A 17,756-nucleotide genomic window follows, 5' to 3' on the forward strand; every position below is an offset into this window, starting at 1 on the left:
AAGACCCAGTTCGCCGTCGTCTTCGGCGAAAGGTTCGTCAGCCAATGACGAAACCGGCCTCGCGCACAGAATTCCTGACAGTTCCTATATATAATTTCATCCCATGAAAGCGGCTCTGGGCGAGTTGCCGAGCCAACAGCCGAGATCATGGGACTTTGATGGTTTGCACCTCAAGACCGGCGATCGATCCGCGGATGACTGCTTCCGCAGCAAACCATCGGCAGTCATGACGCGGCCGGTCCCGCGCACATCTTCACCAATTTGGGCACCACCCCGTTTTGCGCCGGCATCCGCTTCGGCAGCATTGTGGCGCCGACGGCCTTGCGCAACGACCAGCTTTTCCAACACAATCAAAAAAGACGCAAGAAGGGAACTAACGATAACTTCCACCAGAGCTTGACAGGAGAACAAGCATGTTACTTCGGAGCATGATTTCGAAACTATCAATGGGAGCCTTGGCGCTTGCCGCAGCAAGCGCGCTGACACTACCGGCACAAGCAGCGGCGCCGGAATCCAACGACCCGATCAAGATCGCGCTGTTCGACTGGACCAGCGTCAATCTGAACGCCAAGATCCTCGGCGGCATCCTCGAAAAGCTCGGCTATACCGTCGAGTACCCGACCGCCGACTATCTCTCCAGCCTGACCACCGGCCTGACCAATGGCGACATCGATGTCGGCATGGAGTTCTGGGACACGACGGCCGGCGAAGCGATGAAGGCCTCGGATGCAACCGGCCAGACCGAACGCCTCGGCAAGCTCGGGCCCAAGGCCAAGGAGGAATGGTGGTTTCCCGAATATATGAAAGAGAAATGCCCGGGCCTGCCGAACTGGGAGGCATTGAAGGACCCGAAATGCGCCGAGGCCTTTTCGACGGCGGAAACAACACCGAAGGGGCGCTATCTCGGCGGCCCTGTGACATGGGAAGGTTTTGACGACGAGCGCGTCGAGGCGCTGAAACTGCCCTTCACCGTCATCCATGCTGGCACCGATGCAGCGATGTTCGCCGAACTGGACTCGGCCTATCAGCGCAAGGCGCCGATCATGCTGTGGATCTATTCGCCGCATTGGGCACCGGCCAAATACAAGGGCGAATGGATCGAATTCCCCGACCATACTGTAGAGTGCTACACCGACCCGAAATGGGGCGTGAACCCCGATGCGAAATACGACTGTGGCAAGCCGCACGGCGAGATCTGGAAATATTCCTGGGCCGGCATGAAGGACAAATGGCCGGTCGCCTACAAGGTCGCGAAAAACTACACGGTCGATACCGACGAGCTCAACAAGATGAGCGGCGAGATCGATCTCGAAGGCAAGACGCCGGAAGACGTCGCCGCCGCCTGGATCGCCGCCCACGAAGGCGACTGGAAAGCTTGGGCCGAGTGACCGTCTGACTGGAAATCCGACGGCCCGGCCATTCGTGGCCGGGTCTCGATCCCTATTCCAGAAGGACGATTGCATGACCGATACGATTGAAGGCGCGGCGAAAGCGGGCAACGATGCCCGCCCGATAAAGCTTGCCTGCCGCAATGTCTGGAAGCTGTTCGGGGCGGACGCGGCCAATTTCATCCGCCGGCGCGACGGCAAGGCCAGCCTGGCGGACATCGCCGCTGCCGGACTGGTTGGCGCGGTGCGCGCCGTCGATCTCGAAATCCGGCAAGGCGAGATCTTCATCATCATGGGACTTTCGGGATCCGGCAAGTCGACGCTGGTGCGCTGCATGTCGCGGCTGATCGAGCCGACCCACGGCAAGGTCGAGTTTGAAGGCAAGGACCTGCTCAAGATTTCCGATGCCGCGCTGATCGAGCTGCGACGCCACCGCATGGGCATGGTGTTCCAGAATTTTGCCCTGCTGCCGCATCTCAACGTACTGGAGAACATCGCCTTTCCCTTGGGCATCCAGGGGCAGGACCGGCCGACGCGCGAAAAGCGGGCTCGCGAGGTCATCGAGTTGGTCGGCCTGCGCGGCCGCGAGCATTTCTATCCACGCGAGCTTTCCGGCGGCCAGCAGCAGCGTGTCGGCATCGCCCGCAGCCTCGCCACCAAGCCGGAAATCTGGTTCCTCGACGAGCCATTCTCGGCGCTCGATCCGCTGATCCGCCGTGAGATGCAGGACGAGCTGATGCGGCTGCAGACCATGCTGCACAAGACCATCGTCTTCATCACCCATGATTTCGACGAGGCCATCCGGCTGGCCGACCGGATCGCCATCATGAAGGACGGCGAGGTCATCCAGATCGGCACGCCGGAAGAGCTTGTGGTCAACCCGGCGACGGATTATGTCGCCGAATTCACCCGCGACGTCGACCGCGCCAAGGTGATCTCGGCCAAGAGCCTGATGCGCGCCTGCGACGCCGCTGAACATGGCGGCACGGTCGCGCCGGATGCCAAGATCGCCAGTTTCTCGGCAGATATCGTCTCTGCCGGCAAGCCCTTCGCGGTGGTCAACGGCACCGGCAAGCCGATCGGCGAGGTAACGCCGCAGGCGGTGATCGATCTTCTCGCTGGCATCGAACGTCCCGGAGCCGGCGCATGACGGTCACGGCAAGCGCGAGCGCAGCGAGGGCGCGGCAGGGTCAGACCTGGCTGGTGATCTGGGCCTGCGCGCTCGCCGCCGTGCTTGTTGTCTTCCTGCTGCAGGAAAGCCTGCCCTGGACGGTCAATTACCCAGCCAATGCCGTCATTCCCGTCGCCGACTGGGTCAGCGCGCTGATGAACTGGGTGAAGTCGAATTTCTCCTGGCTGACGCGCTCGATCACCGCCGTGCTCGGCGTGCCGCTCGATTTCGCGCTCAATCTTCTCGCCAAAAATTTCAAGATCGGCCATGGCGCGGATATGATCGTCTTGCCGCGCCTGTCCTGGGTCGGCGTCTGCGCTGCCGCCTACCTTGCCGGCCGCGCCGCCGGCGGCTGGAAGCTGGGTGCGCTGGTCGGCGGGTGTTTTCTCTACATCGCGCTGTTCGGGCAGTGGACCAGCGCCATGCTGACGCTGGGCCTGATCTCGATCGCTGTGCCGTTTTGCATTGTCACCGGGCTGTTCGCCGGCATCTGGGCATGGCGCAAGCCCTGGGCAGAAAGGCTATTGATCTCCCCTGCCCTCGATCTGATGCAGACGATCCCAACCTTCGCCTATCTCATCCCGATGCTGCTTTTGTTCGGCAACAGCCCGGTCTCGGCAATGATCGCGACGGCAATCTTCGCGACACCGCCAATGGTGCGGGCGACGATGCTGGGCCTGTCGCGGGTGCCGTCGGAGATCGACGATTTCAGCGAGATGGCCGGCTGCACGGCACGGCAGAAGCTGTGGCGGGTGCTGTTGCCGTCGGCGCGGCCGACGCTGATGGTCGGCGTCAACCAGGTTATCATGCTGGCGCTCAATATGGTGATCATCGCCTCGATGATCGGCGCCGGCGGCCTCGGCTATGATGTGCTTTTGGCGCTGCGCGCGCTCAAGGTCGGCGAGGCGATGGAGGCAGGCCTCGCCATCGTCGCACTGGCAATTGCGCTCGACCGGCTGAGCCAGGCGATCGCGCACAATCACGCCAAGGGCAATGTCCGCCATCAGCCCGGCACCAGCTTCTGGCGGCGCTATCCCAACCTGACGCTGGCCGTCGCCATCCTCGCCGTCGCCACGCTGCTCAGCCTGTTCGTGCCGGCCTTCGCCGCGGTGCCGAAGGCGATCACCTTCACCACCGCACCTTTGTGGAAGGCGGCGGTGAACTGGATCACGATCAACTTCTTCGACACGATCGAGGCGTTCCGCGTGGCGCTGATCCTCAATGTGCTGAACCCGGTGCGCGCCTTCTGCGAGGGCTGTCCGTGGCTGGGCGCGGTTTGTCTCCTCGGCCTTGCCGGATACCAGCTCGGCGGCTTGCGCCTCGCCGCCCTGGTCGCGGCATTGACAGCGTTCTGCGCCGTCACCGGCCTTTGGGAAAAGACCATGGCGACGGTCTACCTGTGCGGCATCTCGGCCTTTATCGCTTGCCTGATCGGCATCCCTATCGGGCTGATGGCATCGCGCAGCGACCGCTTCGAAAAGATCGTGACGCCGGTCATCGACACGCTGCAGGTGCTGCCGTCGTTCTGCTTCATCATTCCGGTGGTGATGCTGTTCAGAGTCGGCGACGTCACCGCGATGATCGCCACCGTCGCCTTCGCCGTGGTGCCGGCCATCCGCTACACCAATCACGGGATCCGGCAGGTGCCGCCGGCGCTGATCGAGGCGGCGAAGGTTTCCGGCTGCACCAAGCGCCAGACCTTCTTTCGCGTGCAGCTGCCGCTGGCGTTGCCGGAGATCATGCTCGGCGTCAACCAGACTATCCTGATGGCGCTGGCAATGATCATCATCTGCGCCATGGTCGGCACGCGCGATCTCGGCCAGGAAGTGTTCATCGCCCTGTCCAAGGCCGATTCCGGCCGCGGCATCGTCGCCGGCCTGGCCATCGCCTTCATCGGCATCGTCGCCGACCGGCTGTTCAATGCATTGACGGCCAAGGCGAGAGCGAGGCTGGGATAGCCGGGAATAGGACGGCCTCAGGAAGCTGCCGCTAATGGCGCCCCGGTGACGAGTTACCGATCCCTACGCCTAACGACATAGCCCTTCGGGATTATTGCTCGCGCTTGGCTCACATCGTACGGCTGTGATGGGACGGGTAGACTCAACAGGAGAGCGGATAATGTCTAAACGCGTTCCCTTTACTACCGGTGATCTAGCAGATCATCAGTGGGGTATCGATGACGCCCTCACAGGCGATCCAAACACGAATATCTTGACCGGCGACGCCGGCGGCAGCCTGCTCGATTTCTCGAGAGGCGGCAACGATACCTTTACGGAAACCGCACCGTCGACCTACACCTTCTACGGTGACGCGGCTCGGAGCTTGTTCAATTTTGCTCGGGGCGGTGACGACACCTTCACCACGGGGCTTTCGTCCACCACGACGACTGCCTATGGTGACGCGGGCGACGATATGTCGGACCACAGCAAGGGCGGCAACGATACCTTCAACAGTGGATTGGCAAGGCAGGTAGTCGATACCTTCTATGGTGACGCCGGCGGCAACATGCTCGGCCATGCTCATGGGGGTGACGACACTTTCCTGACCCAAACCAAACAAGGAGCCGACCACACCTTCTACGGTGATGCAGGCGGCGAGATGTCCGATCGCAGCAAGGGCGGCAACGACACCTTCGAGGGCTCGAAAGAAGCCAATAACATTTTCTACGGTGACGCCGGCAGCAACATGTCCGGCAATGCGCGGGGCGGCGACGATAGCTTCACGGGCAAGAGCGATTCATTCAACACTTTCTACGGCGATGCCGGCGGCGACATGTCGGACGACAGTAGGGGTGGCAACGATACCTTTACGGGCCGCTCCTTTTCCACCAACACTTTCTTCGGCGACGCCGGCGGCAACATGTCTGGCCATGCTCTGGGCGGCGACGACTATTACACAGACACGTTTGGGGATCTCGGGAGCAAAACTCTCTATGGCGATGCGGGCGGCGATCTTTCCGGTTTTGCCACGGGCGGCAACGACACCTTCACGAGCGTGGGTGGGTCCCGGGTAACGTTCTACGGTGACGCGGGCGGCAGTATGTTCGACCATGCGCTTGGGGGCGATGACGTGGCCGTGCTGCAAGGCACCGCCCATAATGTGGGGTATGGCGACGCCGTGACGATGCTCGGCAACGCTGTGGGCGGCAATGACACCCTGACCGGCGGGGACAAGAGCGCCTTTCCTGACGTTCTAAACGAGTTGTCCGGCGACGCGCGCGCTATGTCCGGCTCCGCCCAGGGCGGCAATGACATTCTTACCGGGGGCCAGAACAGCGAAAGCGGCCAAGTTCGCAACTTCCTGTGCGGCGACGCTCTGCAAATGTCCGGTTCGGCTCAGGGCGGCAACGATGTCCTGTACGCAGGGAGCGCGGCACCTGGCTGCACGGTCATCAATGACATGTGGGGGGATGGACAACTGAGCGAGTTGGCTCAGGGCGGCGCAGACCAATTCATATTCAAGGACGATGGTTCAATGACGGTCGGAACCCAAAACACCATCTACGACTTCAGCCAGACCCAAGGCGACACTATCGTGTTTAGTGGCGTGGAGGGCGTGCAATCGTTCGATGATCTCACAATTGCGCAAAGTGGAACCGACACCATTATTACCGCGGGAGTCGATCAAGTTACTCTCGCAAACTTTGCGAGCCCGCTGACAACGAGTGACTTTTTGTTCGTCTGAAAGTGAAACCTTACCTGTTCGAAGTAGCTGGAATGCGGTGAGAGTTCGTTGAAGATGGTCGCGCGGCCGGTCGCCCCAATTCTGCTCGACCGGCCGATCGGCGATCCCAGCCGCAAGTATGGATCAAGCGGCCAGGAATCTCTCGGTCAATCGAGCCCAGAGCGCTGCGCCAACGGTCAAATTGCCGTCGTTGAAATCATATTTCGAGCTGTGAAGGATGGCTGAATCCTCGCCGTTGCCGAGGCGGAGGAAGCAACCGGGTTTGTGCTCGAGGAAATAGGAAAAGTCTTCGCTGCCGGGGATCAACGGGCAGACGGCCACCTTGTCGTGACCAACGAGTTCAACAGCGACGTCTGTCGCAAAGGACGTCTCGCTCTCGGAATTGACCACCACCGGGTAGCCGCGCTCGTAGTCGATCTCGACGGTTGCGCCATGCGCCTGCGCCACAAGTGCTGCGATACTGCGAATACGCTGCTCGAGCCTATCGCGAATCTCGACCGAGAAGGAGCGGACGCTGAGCATGATCTCGGCCTGTTCGGGGATGACGTTGGAGGCCGTGCCGCCGTGAATGGTGCCGACGGTGACGACAGCCGTCTCGATCGGGTTGACGTTGCGCGACACCACCGTCTGGAGGGTCATGATGATGTTGGCGGCAGCGACGATCGGGTCGACCGTCAGGTGCGGACGCGAGGCGTGGCCGCCACGCCCGGCGATCTTGATGGTGACGGTATCGCTCGCTGCCATCAGCGGCCCCGCGCGCATCAGGAAGGAACCCGCCGGCGCGCCCGGATGGTTGTGCAGCCCGAAAATCGCATCGCAGGGAAAGCGCTCGAACAGGCCGTCGGCGATCATCGCCTGCGCCCCGCTTCCTTTGCCGGCTTCCTCGGCCGGCTGGAAGATGAGGTTCACCGTGCCGTTGAAATGGCGCGTGCGCGCCAGGTATTCGGCCGCGCCGAGCAGCATCGTGGTGTGGCCGTCATGGCCGCAGGCGTGCATCTTGCCGCTGGCTTGGCTGGCATAAGGGAGATTGGTCGCTTCGGTGATCGGCAAGGCGTCCATGTCGGCGCGGATGGCAATGCTGCGGCCGCTGCCTTGGCGCAAGCGGCCGACGACCCCGAGCCCGCCGACATTGCGTGTCACCTCATAGCCCCAGCTTTCGAGCCGTTCGGCAACGTATGCAGCCGTTTCGTGCTCCTGGAAGGAAAGCTCGGGATGCGCGTGCAGGTGCTGGCGAGCCGCAGCAAGCTCGGCGGCCTTGTCGGCGAAGTCGGAAACATCGGCGAACTGGTTGGAGGTCTTTGGCATGAGGGGTCCTTTGCCGAGCACGTAATGGCGCCGGCTTTTCTGTCAGATGAAACGGCTTAAAAAGGCCCGCGTGCGCGGGTGCCTGGGTTTGGCGAGAACCTCGTCCGGAGGCCCGGCCTCGATCACATTGCCGTCGTCCATGAACACCACCCGATCCGCCGCTTCGCGGGCGAAGCCGATCTCATGCGTGACCACGATCATGGTCAAGCCCTGCCTGGCAAGATCGCGCATGGTGGCGAGCACCTCGCCGACCAACTCCGGATCGAGCGCCGACGTCGGCTCGTCGAAGAGCATCAATTTCGGGCGGATGGCGAGCGCACGGGCGATGGCGACGCGCTGCTGCTGGCCGCCTGAAAGCTGGCGCGGATAGGCGTCGATCTTATCGGCGAGACCGACACGGGTCAGCAGTTCGCGGGCGTAGCCGATCGCTTCCTTGCGGTTCTCCCGGTGAACGCCGACCGGAGCCTCGATGACGTTCTGAAGGGTCGTCATGTGTGGATAGAGATTGAACTGCTGGAACACCATGCCGATCTTGCGCCGCTGCGCCGCGATCGCCCGATCGGAGAGCTTGTCGAGACGGCCGTCGTGCAACCGGTAGCCGATCTGCTCGCCGTCCACCTCGATCGCCCCTTGGTCGATCGCCTCGAGATGATTGATGCATCGCAGGAAGGTCGACTTTCCGGAGCCGGACGGTCCGAGAACGACCACCACCTCGCCAGGCGCGACGTCCAGGTCGATGCCCTTCAGCACCTCGAGCGGGCCGAAGGCCTTGTGAACGTTGCGCGCCCGGACCAAGGGCGTGTCATGCGCGCTCATTGGCGGCCTCCAGGGTGGCGGTCGCCGTCTTCTCGCGGGCGCCGCGGTCGCCGCGGCTGTAATGGCGTTCGATCGCGCCCTGCGCGACATTGAGAACCGAGGTGATCAGCAGGTACCAGAGCACCGCAACCATCAGCAGCGGAATGATTTCGAAGGTGCGGTTGTAGATCGACTGCACGGAGTACAGCAGGTCGGCCATGGCGATGACGCTGACCAGCGACGTCGCCTTGATCATGCTGATCAGCTGATTGCCGGTCGGCGGCACGATCGAGCGCATCGCCTGCGGGATGATGATGCGCCGCAGGGCCCGCGCGCGGGTCATGCCGAAGGCTTCAGCCGTTTCGGCCTGCCCCTTGTCCACCGACAGCAGCCCACCACGAATGATCTCTGCCATATAGGCGGCCTCATTCAGCGCCAGACCGAGGATAGCGGCCGTCAAAGGCGTGATCAGGTCGTTGGTGTTCCAGCTCGCAAAACCGATGGAAATGCGCGGAAACAGCGTCGAAAGATTGTACCACAGGATGAGCTGCACCAGCAGCGGCGTTCCCCGGAAGAACCAGATGAACAGTCCGGATAGAAAAGATGCCAGCCTGTCTTTCGACATGCGCGCGATGGCGAGCAGCAGGCCGAGCACGATACCCAGGATCATCGCCACGACCGTCAGGCCGAGCGTTACGGAAAGCCCCTGCATGACCGTCGGATCGAAGAAATACTGGGCGACGACTGGCCAACCGAAATTCGGGTTGACCGCGACGATATAGGCGAAGCCGGCCGCCACGGCGACGGTGAACGCCCAGAGCACCAGCCGGACAAGCGGAAACGGCCGGTGGGCTCGCTTGACATCGCGCAGAGCGTCGTCGGGACGTCGCGGCACCTCGGACGCGTAGGCAGCGGTCGCGTCGGTCATGGCAGCCTCTACTGTCCCTGGTTGATGCCGGGCGCGTCGATCATGTTCTTCTCGAGACCCCACTTCTTCATCACCGCGGCGTAGGTGCCGTTCTTCATCAGGATCTTGAACGCGTCGAGTAGTACACCGCCCAGCGGCGAGCCCTTCTTGACGACGGCGCCTTGATAGATGTCCTTGAAGCCATTGGCCTGGCCGACACCTGAAAGTTCCAGTTGGCCCTTCGCCTGCTCGACGAAATAGGTCAGTGGCGCCTGCGAGGAGAAGAATGCGTCGGAGCGCTTCGACCGGACGGCCAGTATCGAGCTCGGCTGGTCGGTGAAGGATTGCACCTCGACGGCCGGCTTGCCGCCCTCGGTGCATTTCTGCGCCTGCTGCTTGATGACCTTTTCGGCTGAGCCACCCGACATCACGGCGATGCGCTTGCCGCACGCCGTGTCGAGCGAGGTGATGCCTTGCGGATTGCCCTTCTCGACGGCGAAGACGACGTATTCGCGCACCCAATCGATGAAGTCGTTGGATTTCTGGCGGTCGGGATAGTCGCCGACAGGTCCCATCGCGAACTGATAACGGCCGGCATTGATGCCGCTCAGCAAGGCCGGCAAGCCGGCGACCGAGGCGTGATCGACTTCGACACCGAGCAGCTGGCCGATGGCGTCGGAAATGTCCCTGGTTGCCCCGGTCAGTTCGGTGCCGGTGACGATCTCATAGGGCGGGAACGAGCCGTTGTTGACGGCCGTGATCTTTCCCGCCGTGCGGATCTCTTCCGGCAGCCGGGCCCGCAAATCTTCGTTCACCGATTGCTTCTGGATATCCTGGGCGAAGCTGGCCTGCGCCAGAATGGTGACGAGCGAGGCGAATATGAAGCTGATTGTCCTCATGGCATTCTCCTTCGTGTTCTTCGTTGCGCGTTGTCAGGCTGCGGTGGCCCGCGACCTGGCGTCGAAAGGAAACAAGGCTTCGGCGGAAATCGGTTCCGTCAGAATGCCCTGGGCATGTAGCTCGGTGACGAAATCCTCGATCATGCGCCGGTTGGCGGGCAGGCCGCTGGCGTTCCAGGAGGCAGGCAGGTCGCGCCCCGCATGAAGCAGCTCCTCGAGGATCCAGGGCGAGGTATCGGCATATTTTCGGCGCTTGCCCGTCCAGACGCGCTGGCTTTCGTCGATCAGCCTGGCGAGTTCCTGCGGCAGCCAGGGGTGCTCCCTGGCCAGGACGGCCTTGACGGCGACCAGATGCATGCCCGGGACATAACCGACGTCGGCGAAATAGGCGCGTTCGGCCGCGCGAAAATCGCGCAGCACTTGCCGGAAGCCGGAAGCCGGGCCGAAAAAGCCGTCCGGCATGAAGGGTGTGAAAACGGCGTCGAGCTCGCCTTGCGCCAGCAGCTCCATCATCGGGCGCTCGCCTGGCGCTGCTTCGATGCGACCCGGCCTGCCGAATCCGTCGAGGCGGTCGGCGACCGGGTGCTCGGATGTCAGCCTGCCGGCAAACCAGTAGGCGTCCTCGACGCCGACACCTTCGCGGCGAAGTGCCGCCCGCGTCCATGTGTTGCCGGAATCGCGCCAGCCGGTGACGCCGATGCGTTTGCCGGCAAGGTCGGAGAGCCGTACCAGCGGACTGTCACTGACCGTGATGATGCAGCGGTGGCGAAAGCCGCGCATGATGAAACACGGTATTCCAACCACCGTATCCCGGCCCGACGCCATGGCCGACACATAACGGCTGAACGAGACCTCCGCCGCATCGTAGTTCGGATCGGTACCGAGATCCGCGATCAGCGTGGCGACGCGGTCAACCTTCACCGACAAGCGGCTGGAGGTGACGTCACCGAGGACCAAGGGCGTGAGATAGTCCCAATCACGGGTGGCTATAGTGATGGAAACGGGCATCGGCATGAACTCAACACTATGTTTGACCGGCGATTGGTAAATGTTTATTTTTGGCCGATCAAATGTTATTATGTTACTGAACATTAACACTGACAGTCGTTGATTCGATGGATTTCGATGCAGGATGGTTCGCTGAACGCCTCGGTGACCGCACGACGCGCGGCATCGCGCGCGAGACCAGCGCGCTGATCAGAAGCGGCGCGCTGCCTGTCGGCGCAAAGCTTCCGCCGGTGCGCGATCTTGCCTATGTGCTCGGCGTCAGCCCGGCGACGGTCTCGCAGGCGTGGAGCGAGCTGCGGCGCTACAAGATCATCGGCGGCCGCGGGCGCAACGGCACCTGGATCATGGGCAACCGCTTTGCCGCCCGGCCCGAGCGCCACATGAGCGGCGGCAATTACGGTGCGGACATTCTGAACCTGGCGATCGCGGAGCCCGATGTGAAGCTCTTGCCGCCGCTCGACATCGCGCTGGCGCATGGCGCGCGCGCCGAAAAGCTCAACAGCTACGACCGGGTGCGCATCCTGCCCGAGCTGGAGGCCGCGGTGCGCCCGTCATGGCCGTACGATCCCGGCGCGTTCCTGGCCACCAATGGCGGTTACAACGCCATCTACACCTTGCTGCATGCGCTGGTCCCGACGGGGGCGCCTGTGGCCATCGAGAATCCGACGGCGCTTCGCCTGCTCGACATCCTCGAAGATCTCGACGTGCCGATCATCCCGGTCGACTGCGACAGTGACGGCCCCTTGCCCGACGCGCTCGCCAACGCTCTGCGGCAGCGGCCGGTCGCGTTCCTGTTCCAGCCGCGCGTCCATTCGGTGACCGGCGCCTGCATGTCGTCGGCGCGGCTGGAAGTCATCGGCGACCTGCTCGCCGGCACCGACGTGCTGATTGTCGAAGATGACGGCGTTGGCGATATTGCCGATGCGCCGGGCATTTCGCTTGGCCGGCGTTTTCCCGATCGCGTCGTCCACATCCTGTCCTATTCCAAGACCCATGGCCCGGACCTGCGGCTCGCCGTGCTGTCCGGATCGGCGACGATCGTCGAACAGATCCAGTCCTATCGCAGCTTCAGCTCGGGATGGACCAGCCGTATCCTGCAGGCGGCCACCGCCTGGCTGCTGCAAGACCCGGCCACGGCTGTCTTGGTCGAGCAGGCGAAGGAAGTGTACCGCCGCCGTCGCGAACGGCTCGCCGGCGAACTGGCGAAACGCAATGTCGGGATCGACGCCGGACACGGTCTCAGCGTCCTCATTCCGGTTGCTTCGGAACCTTACGCAATGGTCACGCTGGCTGCCCACGGCATCGCGGTCCATGCCGGGGCCAAGTTTTCGACCGGGAAGACCAGTGCCGTGCGCGTCGCGACCAGCATCTTGAGCGAGGAGCACCTCGAGCACGTCGCAAATTCCCTGGCGCTGGCGGCCGACCCGGCGCGGGACGTTGTCTGAGGCAAGGCAATCGTCGTTCGGACTTGCCTACTCCGCCGCCACGCCCTTCACCTCGAGATAGCTCTCCATCGAATCGTCCATCGCCTGCAGCCAGGGCGTATGGTGCAGCGGCGCCATCGTGCCGGTCATCAGCGAGCGATAGGAATGGTCGCGGAAGCCCATGATGTCTTCCGCCTTGTGGTGCTCCCACTCCATGAAGGTCTGATTGACAGCCTCGACATCGAAGCCGGGATAGTCGGTCTGCTCCATCAACTCCCTGGTGTAGTCGCCCTGGAACCAGATCATCTGCTCGGCGTCTTCCAGCGTTTCCTCGCGTGCCCGCCACTTTTTGCCGTGCTCGGCCATCGCATCGGCCGAGGGCAGTTTGATGCGGCCCATAATGACGTCGCGGGCGAACCAGGCCTGCGCGTCGAACATGTTGAAGGTGTAGAACTGGTCCTGCATGCCGATATAGGACAGCTTCGGGTTTTTCTCCCAGACGACGCCCTCGTAGAGCCCGTCCGGCCACATGCGGTTGGCGGTCTTCAGCTTCAGGTCTTCGGTCAGGAACGGGAAGGAGTGGAGATAGCCGGTGCACAGGATGATGGCGTCAACGTCTTTGGTGCTGCCGTCCTTGAAATGCGCGGTCTTGCCGACGACTTTCTGCAGCAGCGGCACTTCCTTCCAGTTCTCCGGCCATCTGAAGCCCATCGGCTTCGAGCGGTAGCTCGAGGTGATCGATCTGGCGCCGTATTTGTAGCATTGCGAGCCGATGTCCTCGGCCGAATAGGAGCGGCCGATGATCAAAATGTCCTTGCCCTTGAATTCCATGGCGTCGCGGAAATCGTGGCTGTGCAGGATACGGCCGTTGAAGGTCGAGAAGCCCTCGAAATAGGGAACGTTGGGCACGGAGAAATGCCCCGAGGCGACGACGACATTGTCGAATTCTTCCGAATAGGTGACGTCGTTGGTGCGGTCATGCGCGGTGACGGTGAACTTCATCGTCGCGTCGGAAAAGGTGACCATGCGCACCGGGCTGTTGAAGCGCACCCATTGGCGCACGCCGGATTTTTCGACGCGGCCCTTGATGTAGTCCCACAGCACGGCACGCGGTGGATAGGAGCCAATCGGCCGGCCGAAATGCTCCTCGAACGTGTAGTCGGCAAATTCGAGGCATTCCTTCGGGCCGTTCGACCAGAGGTAACGGTACATCGAGCCATGCACCGGGTCGCCATGCTCGTCGAGGCCGGTGCGCCAGGTATAGTTCCACAGGCCGCCCCAGTCGGACTGCTTTTCGAAGCAGACGATCTCGGGGATGTCGGCGCCCTTGTCGGCGGCCGACTTGAAGGCCCTGAGCTGGGCCATGCCGGACGGCCCGGCTCCGATAACGGCAACACGATCTTTCATTCCGGGCCTCCCGATCTCATTTCCCTAACGAAACAAATTTCACTGACAGGACAGTAATTGCCCCTTCGATGCTGTCAACTGGCCTTGTCGCGAAACCCTCGTTTCGCCTAGCCGGATTTCCAAGCGACGCAGTGCCTCGGGCGAAATCCAGACATTGCGCAATTCGACACGGGTGGCTTGCCGTGGCAGTTGCGCTTCTGTATCGGCACCGAATATGTTCACCGGGAGTGAAATGAATCGGCAAGGTCCGGGGTGGCGAAATGGCGAAAAAAGCGACCAGTCTGAAGCATGATGTCGGCGCCGCCGCCGGCAAAGCCAAGCCGTCGGCCGGCGCAATCGATCCTCGCAAGATACGCGCGCCGCTCACCCAGAACCCGCACGCCATTCGCGACACTCGCGAAAAAGTGCTGGAGGTCGCGATCGGCCGCGAGGTGCGGGCATTCCGTAAAAAGCTCGGCATCACCGTCGCCGATCTGGCGGTTGCCACCGACATTTCGCTCGGCATGCTGTCGAAGATCGAGAACGGCATCACTTCGCCGTCGCTGACCACCTTGCAGGCGCTATCGCGGGCGCTCGGCGTTCCCGTCACCGCCTTTTTCCGCCGCTTCGAGGAGGAGCGCAGTGCCGTCTTCGTCAAGGCCGGCGAAGGGCTCGACGTCGAGCGCCGCGGCACGCGCGCCGGCCACCAGTACAATCTGCTCGGCCACATCGGTTCCAACACCAGCGGCGTCGTCGTCGAACCCTATCTGATCACACTGACCGAGGATTCCGACGTGTTTCCGACCTTCCAGCACGAAGGCATGGAATTCCTCTACATGCTGGAAGGCGAAGTCGTTTACCGGCACGGCAGCAATCTCTACCCGATGAAGCCCGGCGACAGCCTGTTCTTCGACGCCGATGCGCCGCACGGGCCGGAAGTGCTGACCGTTCTGCCGATGCGCTATTTGTCGATCATTTGTTACCCGCAGAGCGCGGGGTGAGCGGGAGGCAAGCGACCCCCTCACCCGGATTGCCAACCGAATTGTGAAGGACAATTCGGGGCAATCCGACCTCTCCCCGAGGGGAGAGGAGATTGGCAGCGCCGGCGCTAGCCTCTTCTCCCCAGCGGGGAGAAGGTGGCCGCGAAGCGGCCGGATGAGGGGACTTGCTTAATCCGGCCCAAACCCCGGCGACGTCGCACTGCCGTCATCCAACTTCGACAGCCATTCGACCAGCGTCGCGCGGTAGCGCGTCAGGCCCTTGTAGTTGGCGAGCTCGTCGGGCAGGTCGCGGATGACGCGGTGCAGGCGCCGTGCCCATTTCGGCTGCGTCACCAGCTCGTCCATCTTGATCAGGTAGCAGCGGATCGGAAAGACGATCGCGTTCGAGCGCGGCAGTCGCCAGAAGCTCTGCAGCTCGACGCGCAGATGGACCTTGTCGCCGACATTTTCCGGCGTCACCGTGGCGCGGTCCGGGCCCCATTTGTGGTAGTTTTCCGGGCTGGTGTCGAGGCGCGGATTGATGGTCATCGTCCAGTTCAGCCGGCGTGCCGGCTTGCCCTGCTGGATGTTGGTGAGGAACTTCAGCGCCCGGACGAAGATGCCCTTCTCATGCGCCAGCGGCACCGGCGCGTGCCATTCGAAGAAGTTCATGCCGATGTCGAAATCGAGCGACCAGTCGGCCTGGGTGGTGACCATGCCGGCATCCATCCACAGATTGCCGTCGCGCTGGTCGAGGATGCAGAAATCGCCCTGGCTCTGACGCGTGATGTACTCCATCGGCCCATAGGGCAGCGTCGAGACGTCGCCGAAGGTGAAGCTGTCGTCGATGCCGAGCGGGCGGTTGATCCAGCGCCAGCGGTCGCCGTCGCGCGTCAGCGTGAAATGCTCGGGATAGCCGGAAGCCTGCTGCTCCATCAGCAGTTCGAGTAGGTCCCAGCCGGCCAGCGTCATGTGCGGCAGCGACTGGCAGCGCAGCGGGTCTTCGGCGAGCACCAAAGCACGGTCCTGCATTTCGGCGACATAGTGCTCGTCGACGTCGATCAAATTCTCCAGCACGCTGCCCTTCGGCCCGACGACGTGCGGCTCGATATTGACCGCATACATGTAGCTGTCTTCATGGAACGGGAATGGAAACCGCCTGATGTGCTCCGGGCTGTTCCGGAAGGTGAAGTCGTCGCGAAAGGTTTCCTTGCGAAAGGTAATGCCCAAGCTCGCCTCCTATCTTTGCAGCACCAGCGAGCTGCCCTCGAAGCGCGACACGCAGGGCATGATCTTGCAGCCCGAACGGTGGTCTTCCTCGCTCAGCCAGTGGTCGTTGTGGATGAATTTGCCGTCATGCGAAATGACGTTGGTCTCGCACTGGCCGCAGACGCCGCCGCGGCAGAGATAGGGCGGATCGACGCCGGCCGCCTCGATCGCCTCGAGCAGGCTCTGCTGCTCGTCGACACGGATGGTCTTGCCGCTGAGCGCCAGCGTCACGTCGAAGGGCGCGCCGGGTTGCGGGGCCGCGAAATGCTCGAAATGCACGGTCTCGGCAGGCCAGCCGAGGGCGGCGGCGCGGTCACGCACCCAGCCGATCATGCCGGACGGGCCACAGACATAGAGATGGGTGCCGAGCGGCTGCGACGACAGCAGCCGGTCGAGCTCGATGCGCTCGTCGCGATCGTCGTGATAGAGCCTGACCCGGCGCTCGTAGCGCTCTCTCAGCAGATCGGCATAGGTGCCGAGCGAAGCGGTGCGGCAGGTGTAGTGCAACTCGAAATTGCCGCCCTCCGCCGCCAGCTGCGCGGTCTGCGCCATGAACGGGGTGATGCCGATGCCACCGGCCAGCATCAGATGCTTCCTGGCGCGCAGATCGAGCGAGAACAGGTTGACGGGGTAGCTGACCACCATCTCCGTGCCCGGCCTGACCTGCCGGTGCATGAACAGCGAGCCGCCGCGGCCGGCGTCGTCGCGGCGAACCGAGATGGTGTATTCGCGGGTGTCGAGCGGCGAGCCCATCAACGAATAGGGATTGAGCCTGGTCCGCTCGCCATCGCGCATCTCGACGACGACATGGGCGCCGCCGGAAAAGGTCGGCAAGAGCTCGCCGTCGCGCCTGCGGAAGTGAAAGCGCGTCACCAGCTCGTTGACCGGAACGACATCGCTGACGACGACGTCGAGCTTGGTGGTGCCGGTGCTCATCGAAAGACCTCCTCCGTCGGAGGAATTTCACTGCGGTCCTCGGCATTGATGCAGACGCCCTGGAAAGCGGCGAGGCGTCGTGAATAGTGGTCGCGAACCAGAAGCAAGAGGCCGCAATGCGAACAGGTCGCCGGCTGCGTCGTCACGTTCTCGGTGATGCCCTTGCAGTGGACGCACTGCATGCGGCGCGCCAGCGAGCCGCGATGCTCGGTCTGGATCGAGATGTGGTCGATGCCGGCTTCGAGCGCCGCCTGCATGGCCTGGCCGATCAGCCCTTCGGTGCCGGCAAGGTAGAGCCTGAGTCCCATATGCGCGTTTGCCAGCGTCTGCTTCAGCCGCGGCAAAGCGCTGGCAAAGGAATGGCCGAGGTAGAACTGCGCCGGCTTCAGCGCTTCGAGCACATCGGCATATTTGCTGTCGCGGCCGGGAATGAAAATGATGTGGGCGCCGCCGAAGAAGTCCGCCGGTGCCTTGGCGGCCAGATCGGCAATCGCCAGCGCTCCCTCTGCATCCGCTACGAAAAGATGGTGCTTGCCGGGCTGCGGAGACAGGGTCCCATAGACCGGCCGGCTGATGATGCTTTTCGCTGCCATACCCGCAGTAT

Annotated in this window: 15 protein-coding genes; 6 read left to right on the plus strand and 9 right to left on the minus strand. The window is 62.8% G+C overall.

Features of this window, described 5'->3' with window-relative positions; all coding sequences use genetic code 11:
• Positions 1–413 precede the first annotated feature (413 nt).
• The 4 genes from NKI01_RS28430 (at position 414) to NKI01_RS28445 (ending at position 6,243) form a co-directional block, all read left to right on the plus strand.
• Positions 414–1,388 (plus strand): ABC transporter substrate-binding protein, encoded by a 975-nt coding sequence (locus NKI01_RS28430; protein ID WP_352493991.1) that lies wholly within the window; start codon positions 414–416, stop codon positions 1,386–1,388.
• Positions 1,389–1,461: 73 nt separating this feature from the next.
• Positions 1,462–2,538, plus strand: coding sequence for a quaternary amine ABC transporter ATP-binding protein (locus NKI01_RS28435; protein ID WP_352548720.1), 1,077 nt, complete (start codon positions 1,462–1,464; stop codon positions 2,536–2,538).
• Positions 2,535–4,517 (plus strand): ABC transporter permease, encoded by a 1,983-nt coding sequence (locus NKI01_RS28440; protein WP_352965432.1) that lies wholly within the window; start codon positions 2,535–2,537, stop codon positions 4,515–4,517. Before NKI01_RS28435 ends, NKI01_RS28440 begins: the two co-directional genes overlap by 4 nt.
• 160 nt (positions 4,518–4,677) lie before the next feature.
• Entirely contained in the window at positions 4,678–6,243 is a 1,566-nt protein-coding gene (locus tag NKI01_RS28445; protein ID WP_352484106.1) for a hypothetical protein, read from the plus strand.
• A 123-nt stretch (positions 6,244–6,366) separates the two neighbouring features.
• Here NKI01_RS28445 and NKI01_RS28450 read toward each other — a convergent pair whose 3' ends face one another.
• From NKI01_RS28450 to NKI01_RS28470, 5 genes are read right to left on the minus strand one after another with little or no spacing between them, the layout of a single operon-like run.
• Entirely contained in the window at positions 6,367–7,548 is a 1,182-nt protein-coding gene (locus tag NKI01_RS28450; RefSeq protein WP_352965434.1) for a M20 aminoacylase family protein, read from the minus strand.
• Positions 7,549–7,590: 42 nt separating this feature from the next.
• Positions 7,591–8,364 carry an amino acid ABC transporter ATP-binding protein gene (locus tag NKI01_RS28455; protein ID WP_352484108.1) on the minus strand — a complete coding sequence of 258 codons (774 nt, stop codon included), beginning with the start codon at positions 8,362–8,364 and terminating at the stop codon, positions 7,591–7,593.
• Positions 8,351–9,271, minus strand: a complete 921-nt coding sequence (locus NKI01_RS28460) for an amino acid ABC transporter permease (RefSeq protein ID WP_352639048.1) — start codon at positions 9,269–9,271, stop codon at positions 8,351–8,353. Before NKI01_RS28460 ends, NKI01_RS28455 begins: the two co-directional genes overlap by 14 nt.
• 8 nt (positions 9,272–9,279) lie before the next feature.
• Positions 9,280–10,149: an ABC transporter substrate-binding protein gene (locus tag NKI01_RS28465; protein WP_352548726.1), complete on the minus strand. Its 870-nt coding sequence runs from the start codon at positions 10,147–10,149 to the stop codon at positions 9,280–9,282.
• A 33-nt stretch (positions 10,150–10,182) separates the two neighbouring features.
• On the minus strand, positions 10,183–11,157 hold the full coding sequence (locus NKI01_RS28470; RefSeq protein ID WP_352484111.1) for a substrate-binding domain-containing protein: 975 nt from the start codon (positions 11,155–11,157) through the stop codon (positions 10,183–10,185).
• A gap of 107 nt (positions 11,158–11,264) precedes the next feature.
• Between NKI01_RS28470 and NKI01_RS28475 the strand changes: the two genes are divergently transcribed.
• Complete coding sequence (locus NKI01_RS28475; protein ID WP_023716779.1) at positions 11,265–12,602, plus strand: aminotransferase-like domain-containing protein; 1,338 nt, start codon at positions 11,265–11,267, stop codon at positions 12,600–12,602.
• Between the two features lie 27 nt (positions 12,603–12,629).
• Here NKI01_RS28475 and NKI01_RS28480 read toward each other — a convergent pair whose 3' ends face one another.
• Complete coding sequence (locus tag NKI01_RS28480) at positions 12,630–13,988, minus strand: trimethylamine monooxygenase (protein ID WP_352593463.1); 1,359 nt, start codon at positions 13,986–13,988, stop codon at positions 12,630–12,632.
• A gap of 260 nt (positions 13,989–14,248) precedes the next feature.
• On the opposite strand from NKI01_RS28480, the gene NKI01_RS28485 reads away from it, so the two are divergent.
• Positions 14,249–14,968, plus strand: coding sequence for a helix-turn-helix domain-containing protein (locus NKI01_RS28485; RefSeq protein WP_352484114.1), 720 nt, complete (start codon positions 14,249–14,251; stop codon positions 14,966–14,968).
• A 168-nt stretch (positions 14,969–15,136) separates the two neighbouring features.
• On the opposite strand, the gene NKI01_RS28490 is transcribed toward NKI01_RS28485, so the two are convergent.
• The 3 genes from NKI01_RS28490 to NKI01_RS28500 are packed head-to-tail and all read right to left on the minus strand — an operon-like array spanning position 15,137 to position 17,745.
• Positions 15,137–16,177: a heme-dependent oxidative N-demethylase family protein gene (locus tag NKI01_RS28490; RefSeq protein WP_352484115.1), complete on the minus strand. Its 1,041-nt coding sequence runs from the start codon at positions 16,175–16,177 to the stop codon at positions 15,137–15,139.
• Between the two features lie 9 nt (positions 16,178–16,186).
• The gene (locus NKI01_RS28495) at positions 16,187–17,152 is read right to left on the minus strand and encodes a PDR/VanB family oxidoreductase (protein WP_352965437.1); all 966 of its coding nucleotides are present in this window, start codon (positions 17,150–17,152) and stop codon (positions 16,187–16,189) included.
• The gene (locus NKI01_RS28500; RefSeq protein WP_352548734.1) at positions 17,149–17,745 is read right to left on the minus strand and encodes a dimethylamine monooxygenase subunit DmmA family protein; all 597 of its coding nucleotides are present in this window, start codon (positions 17,743–17,745) and stop codon (positions 17,149–17,151) included. The genes NKI01_RS28495 and NKI01_RS28500 overlap by 4 nt, the downstream gene beginning before the upstream one ends.
• Positions 17,746–17,756: the final 11 nt, after the last annotated feature.

This window comes from Mesorhizobium sp. M0815, assembly GCF_040319995.1.
GTDB lineage: Bacteria > Pseudomonadota > Alphaproteobacteria > Rhizobiales > Rhizobiaceae > Mesorhizobium.

What these genes read in the sequence shown, in the direction of transcription:
- NKI01_RS28430 (WP_352493991.1), top strand. Translation starts at nt 414, where the DNA reads ATGTTACTTCGGAGCATGATTTCGAAACTATCAATGGGAGCCTTGGCG.
- NKI01_RS28435 (WP_352548720.1), top strand. Translation starts at nt 1,462, where the DNA reads ATGACCGATACGATTGAAGGCGCGGCGAAAGCGGGCAACGATGCCCGC.
- NKI01_RS28440 (WP_352965432.1), top strand. Translation starts at nt 2,535, where the DNA reads ATGACGGTCACGGCAAGCGCGAGCGCAGCGAGGGCGCGGCAGGGTCAG.
- NKI01_RS28445 (WP_352484106.1), top strand. Translation starts at nt 4,678, where the DNA reads ATGTCTAAACGCGTTCCCTTTACTACCGGTGATCTAGCAGATCATCAG.
- NKI01_RS28450 (WP_352965434.1), bottom strand. Translation starts at nt 7,548, where the DNA reads ATGCCAAAGACCTCCAACCAGTTCGCCGATGTTTCCGACTTCGCCGAC.
- NKI01_RS28455 (WP_352484108.1), bottom strand. Translation starts at nt 8,364, where the DNA reads ATGAGCGCGCATGACACGCCCTTGGTCCGGGCGCGCAACGTTCACAAG.
- NKI01_RS28460 (WP_352639048.1), bottom strand. Translation starts at nt 9,271, where the DNA reads ATGACCGACGCGACCGCTGCCTACGCGTCCGAGGTGCCGCGACGTCCC.
- NKI01_RS28465 (WP_352548726.1), bottom strand. Translation starts at nt 10,149, where the DNA reads ATGAGGACAATCAGCTTCATATTCGCCTCGCTCGTCACCATTCTGGCG.
- NKI01_RS28470 (WP_352484111.1), bottom strand. Translation starts at nt 11,157, where the DNA reads ATGCCCGTTTCCATCACTATAGCCACCCGTGATTGGGACTATCTCACG.
- NKI01_RS28475 (WP_023716779.1), top strand. Translation starts at nt 11,265, where the DNA reads ATGGATTTCGATGCAGGATGGTTCGCTGAACGCCTCGGTGACCGCACG.
- NKI01_RS28480 (WP_352593463.1), bottom strand. Translation starts at nt 13,988, where the DNA reads ATGAAAGATCGTGTTGCCGTTATCGGAGCCGGGCCGTCCGGCATGGCC.
- NKI01_RS28485 (WP_352484114.1), top strand. Translation starts at nt 14,249, where the DNA reads ATGGCGAAAAAAGCGACCAGTCTGAAGCATGATGTCGGCGCCGCCGCC.
- NKI01_RS28495 (WP_352965437.1), bottom strand. Translation starts at nt 17,152, where the DNA reads ATGAGCACCGGCACCACCAAGCTCGACGTCGTCGTCAGCGATGTCGTT.
- NKI01_RS28500 (WP_352548734.1), bottom strand. Translation starts at nt 17,745, where the DNA reads ATGGCAGCGAAAAGCATCATCAGCCGGCCGGTCTATGGGACCCTGTCT.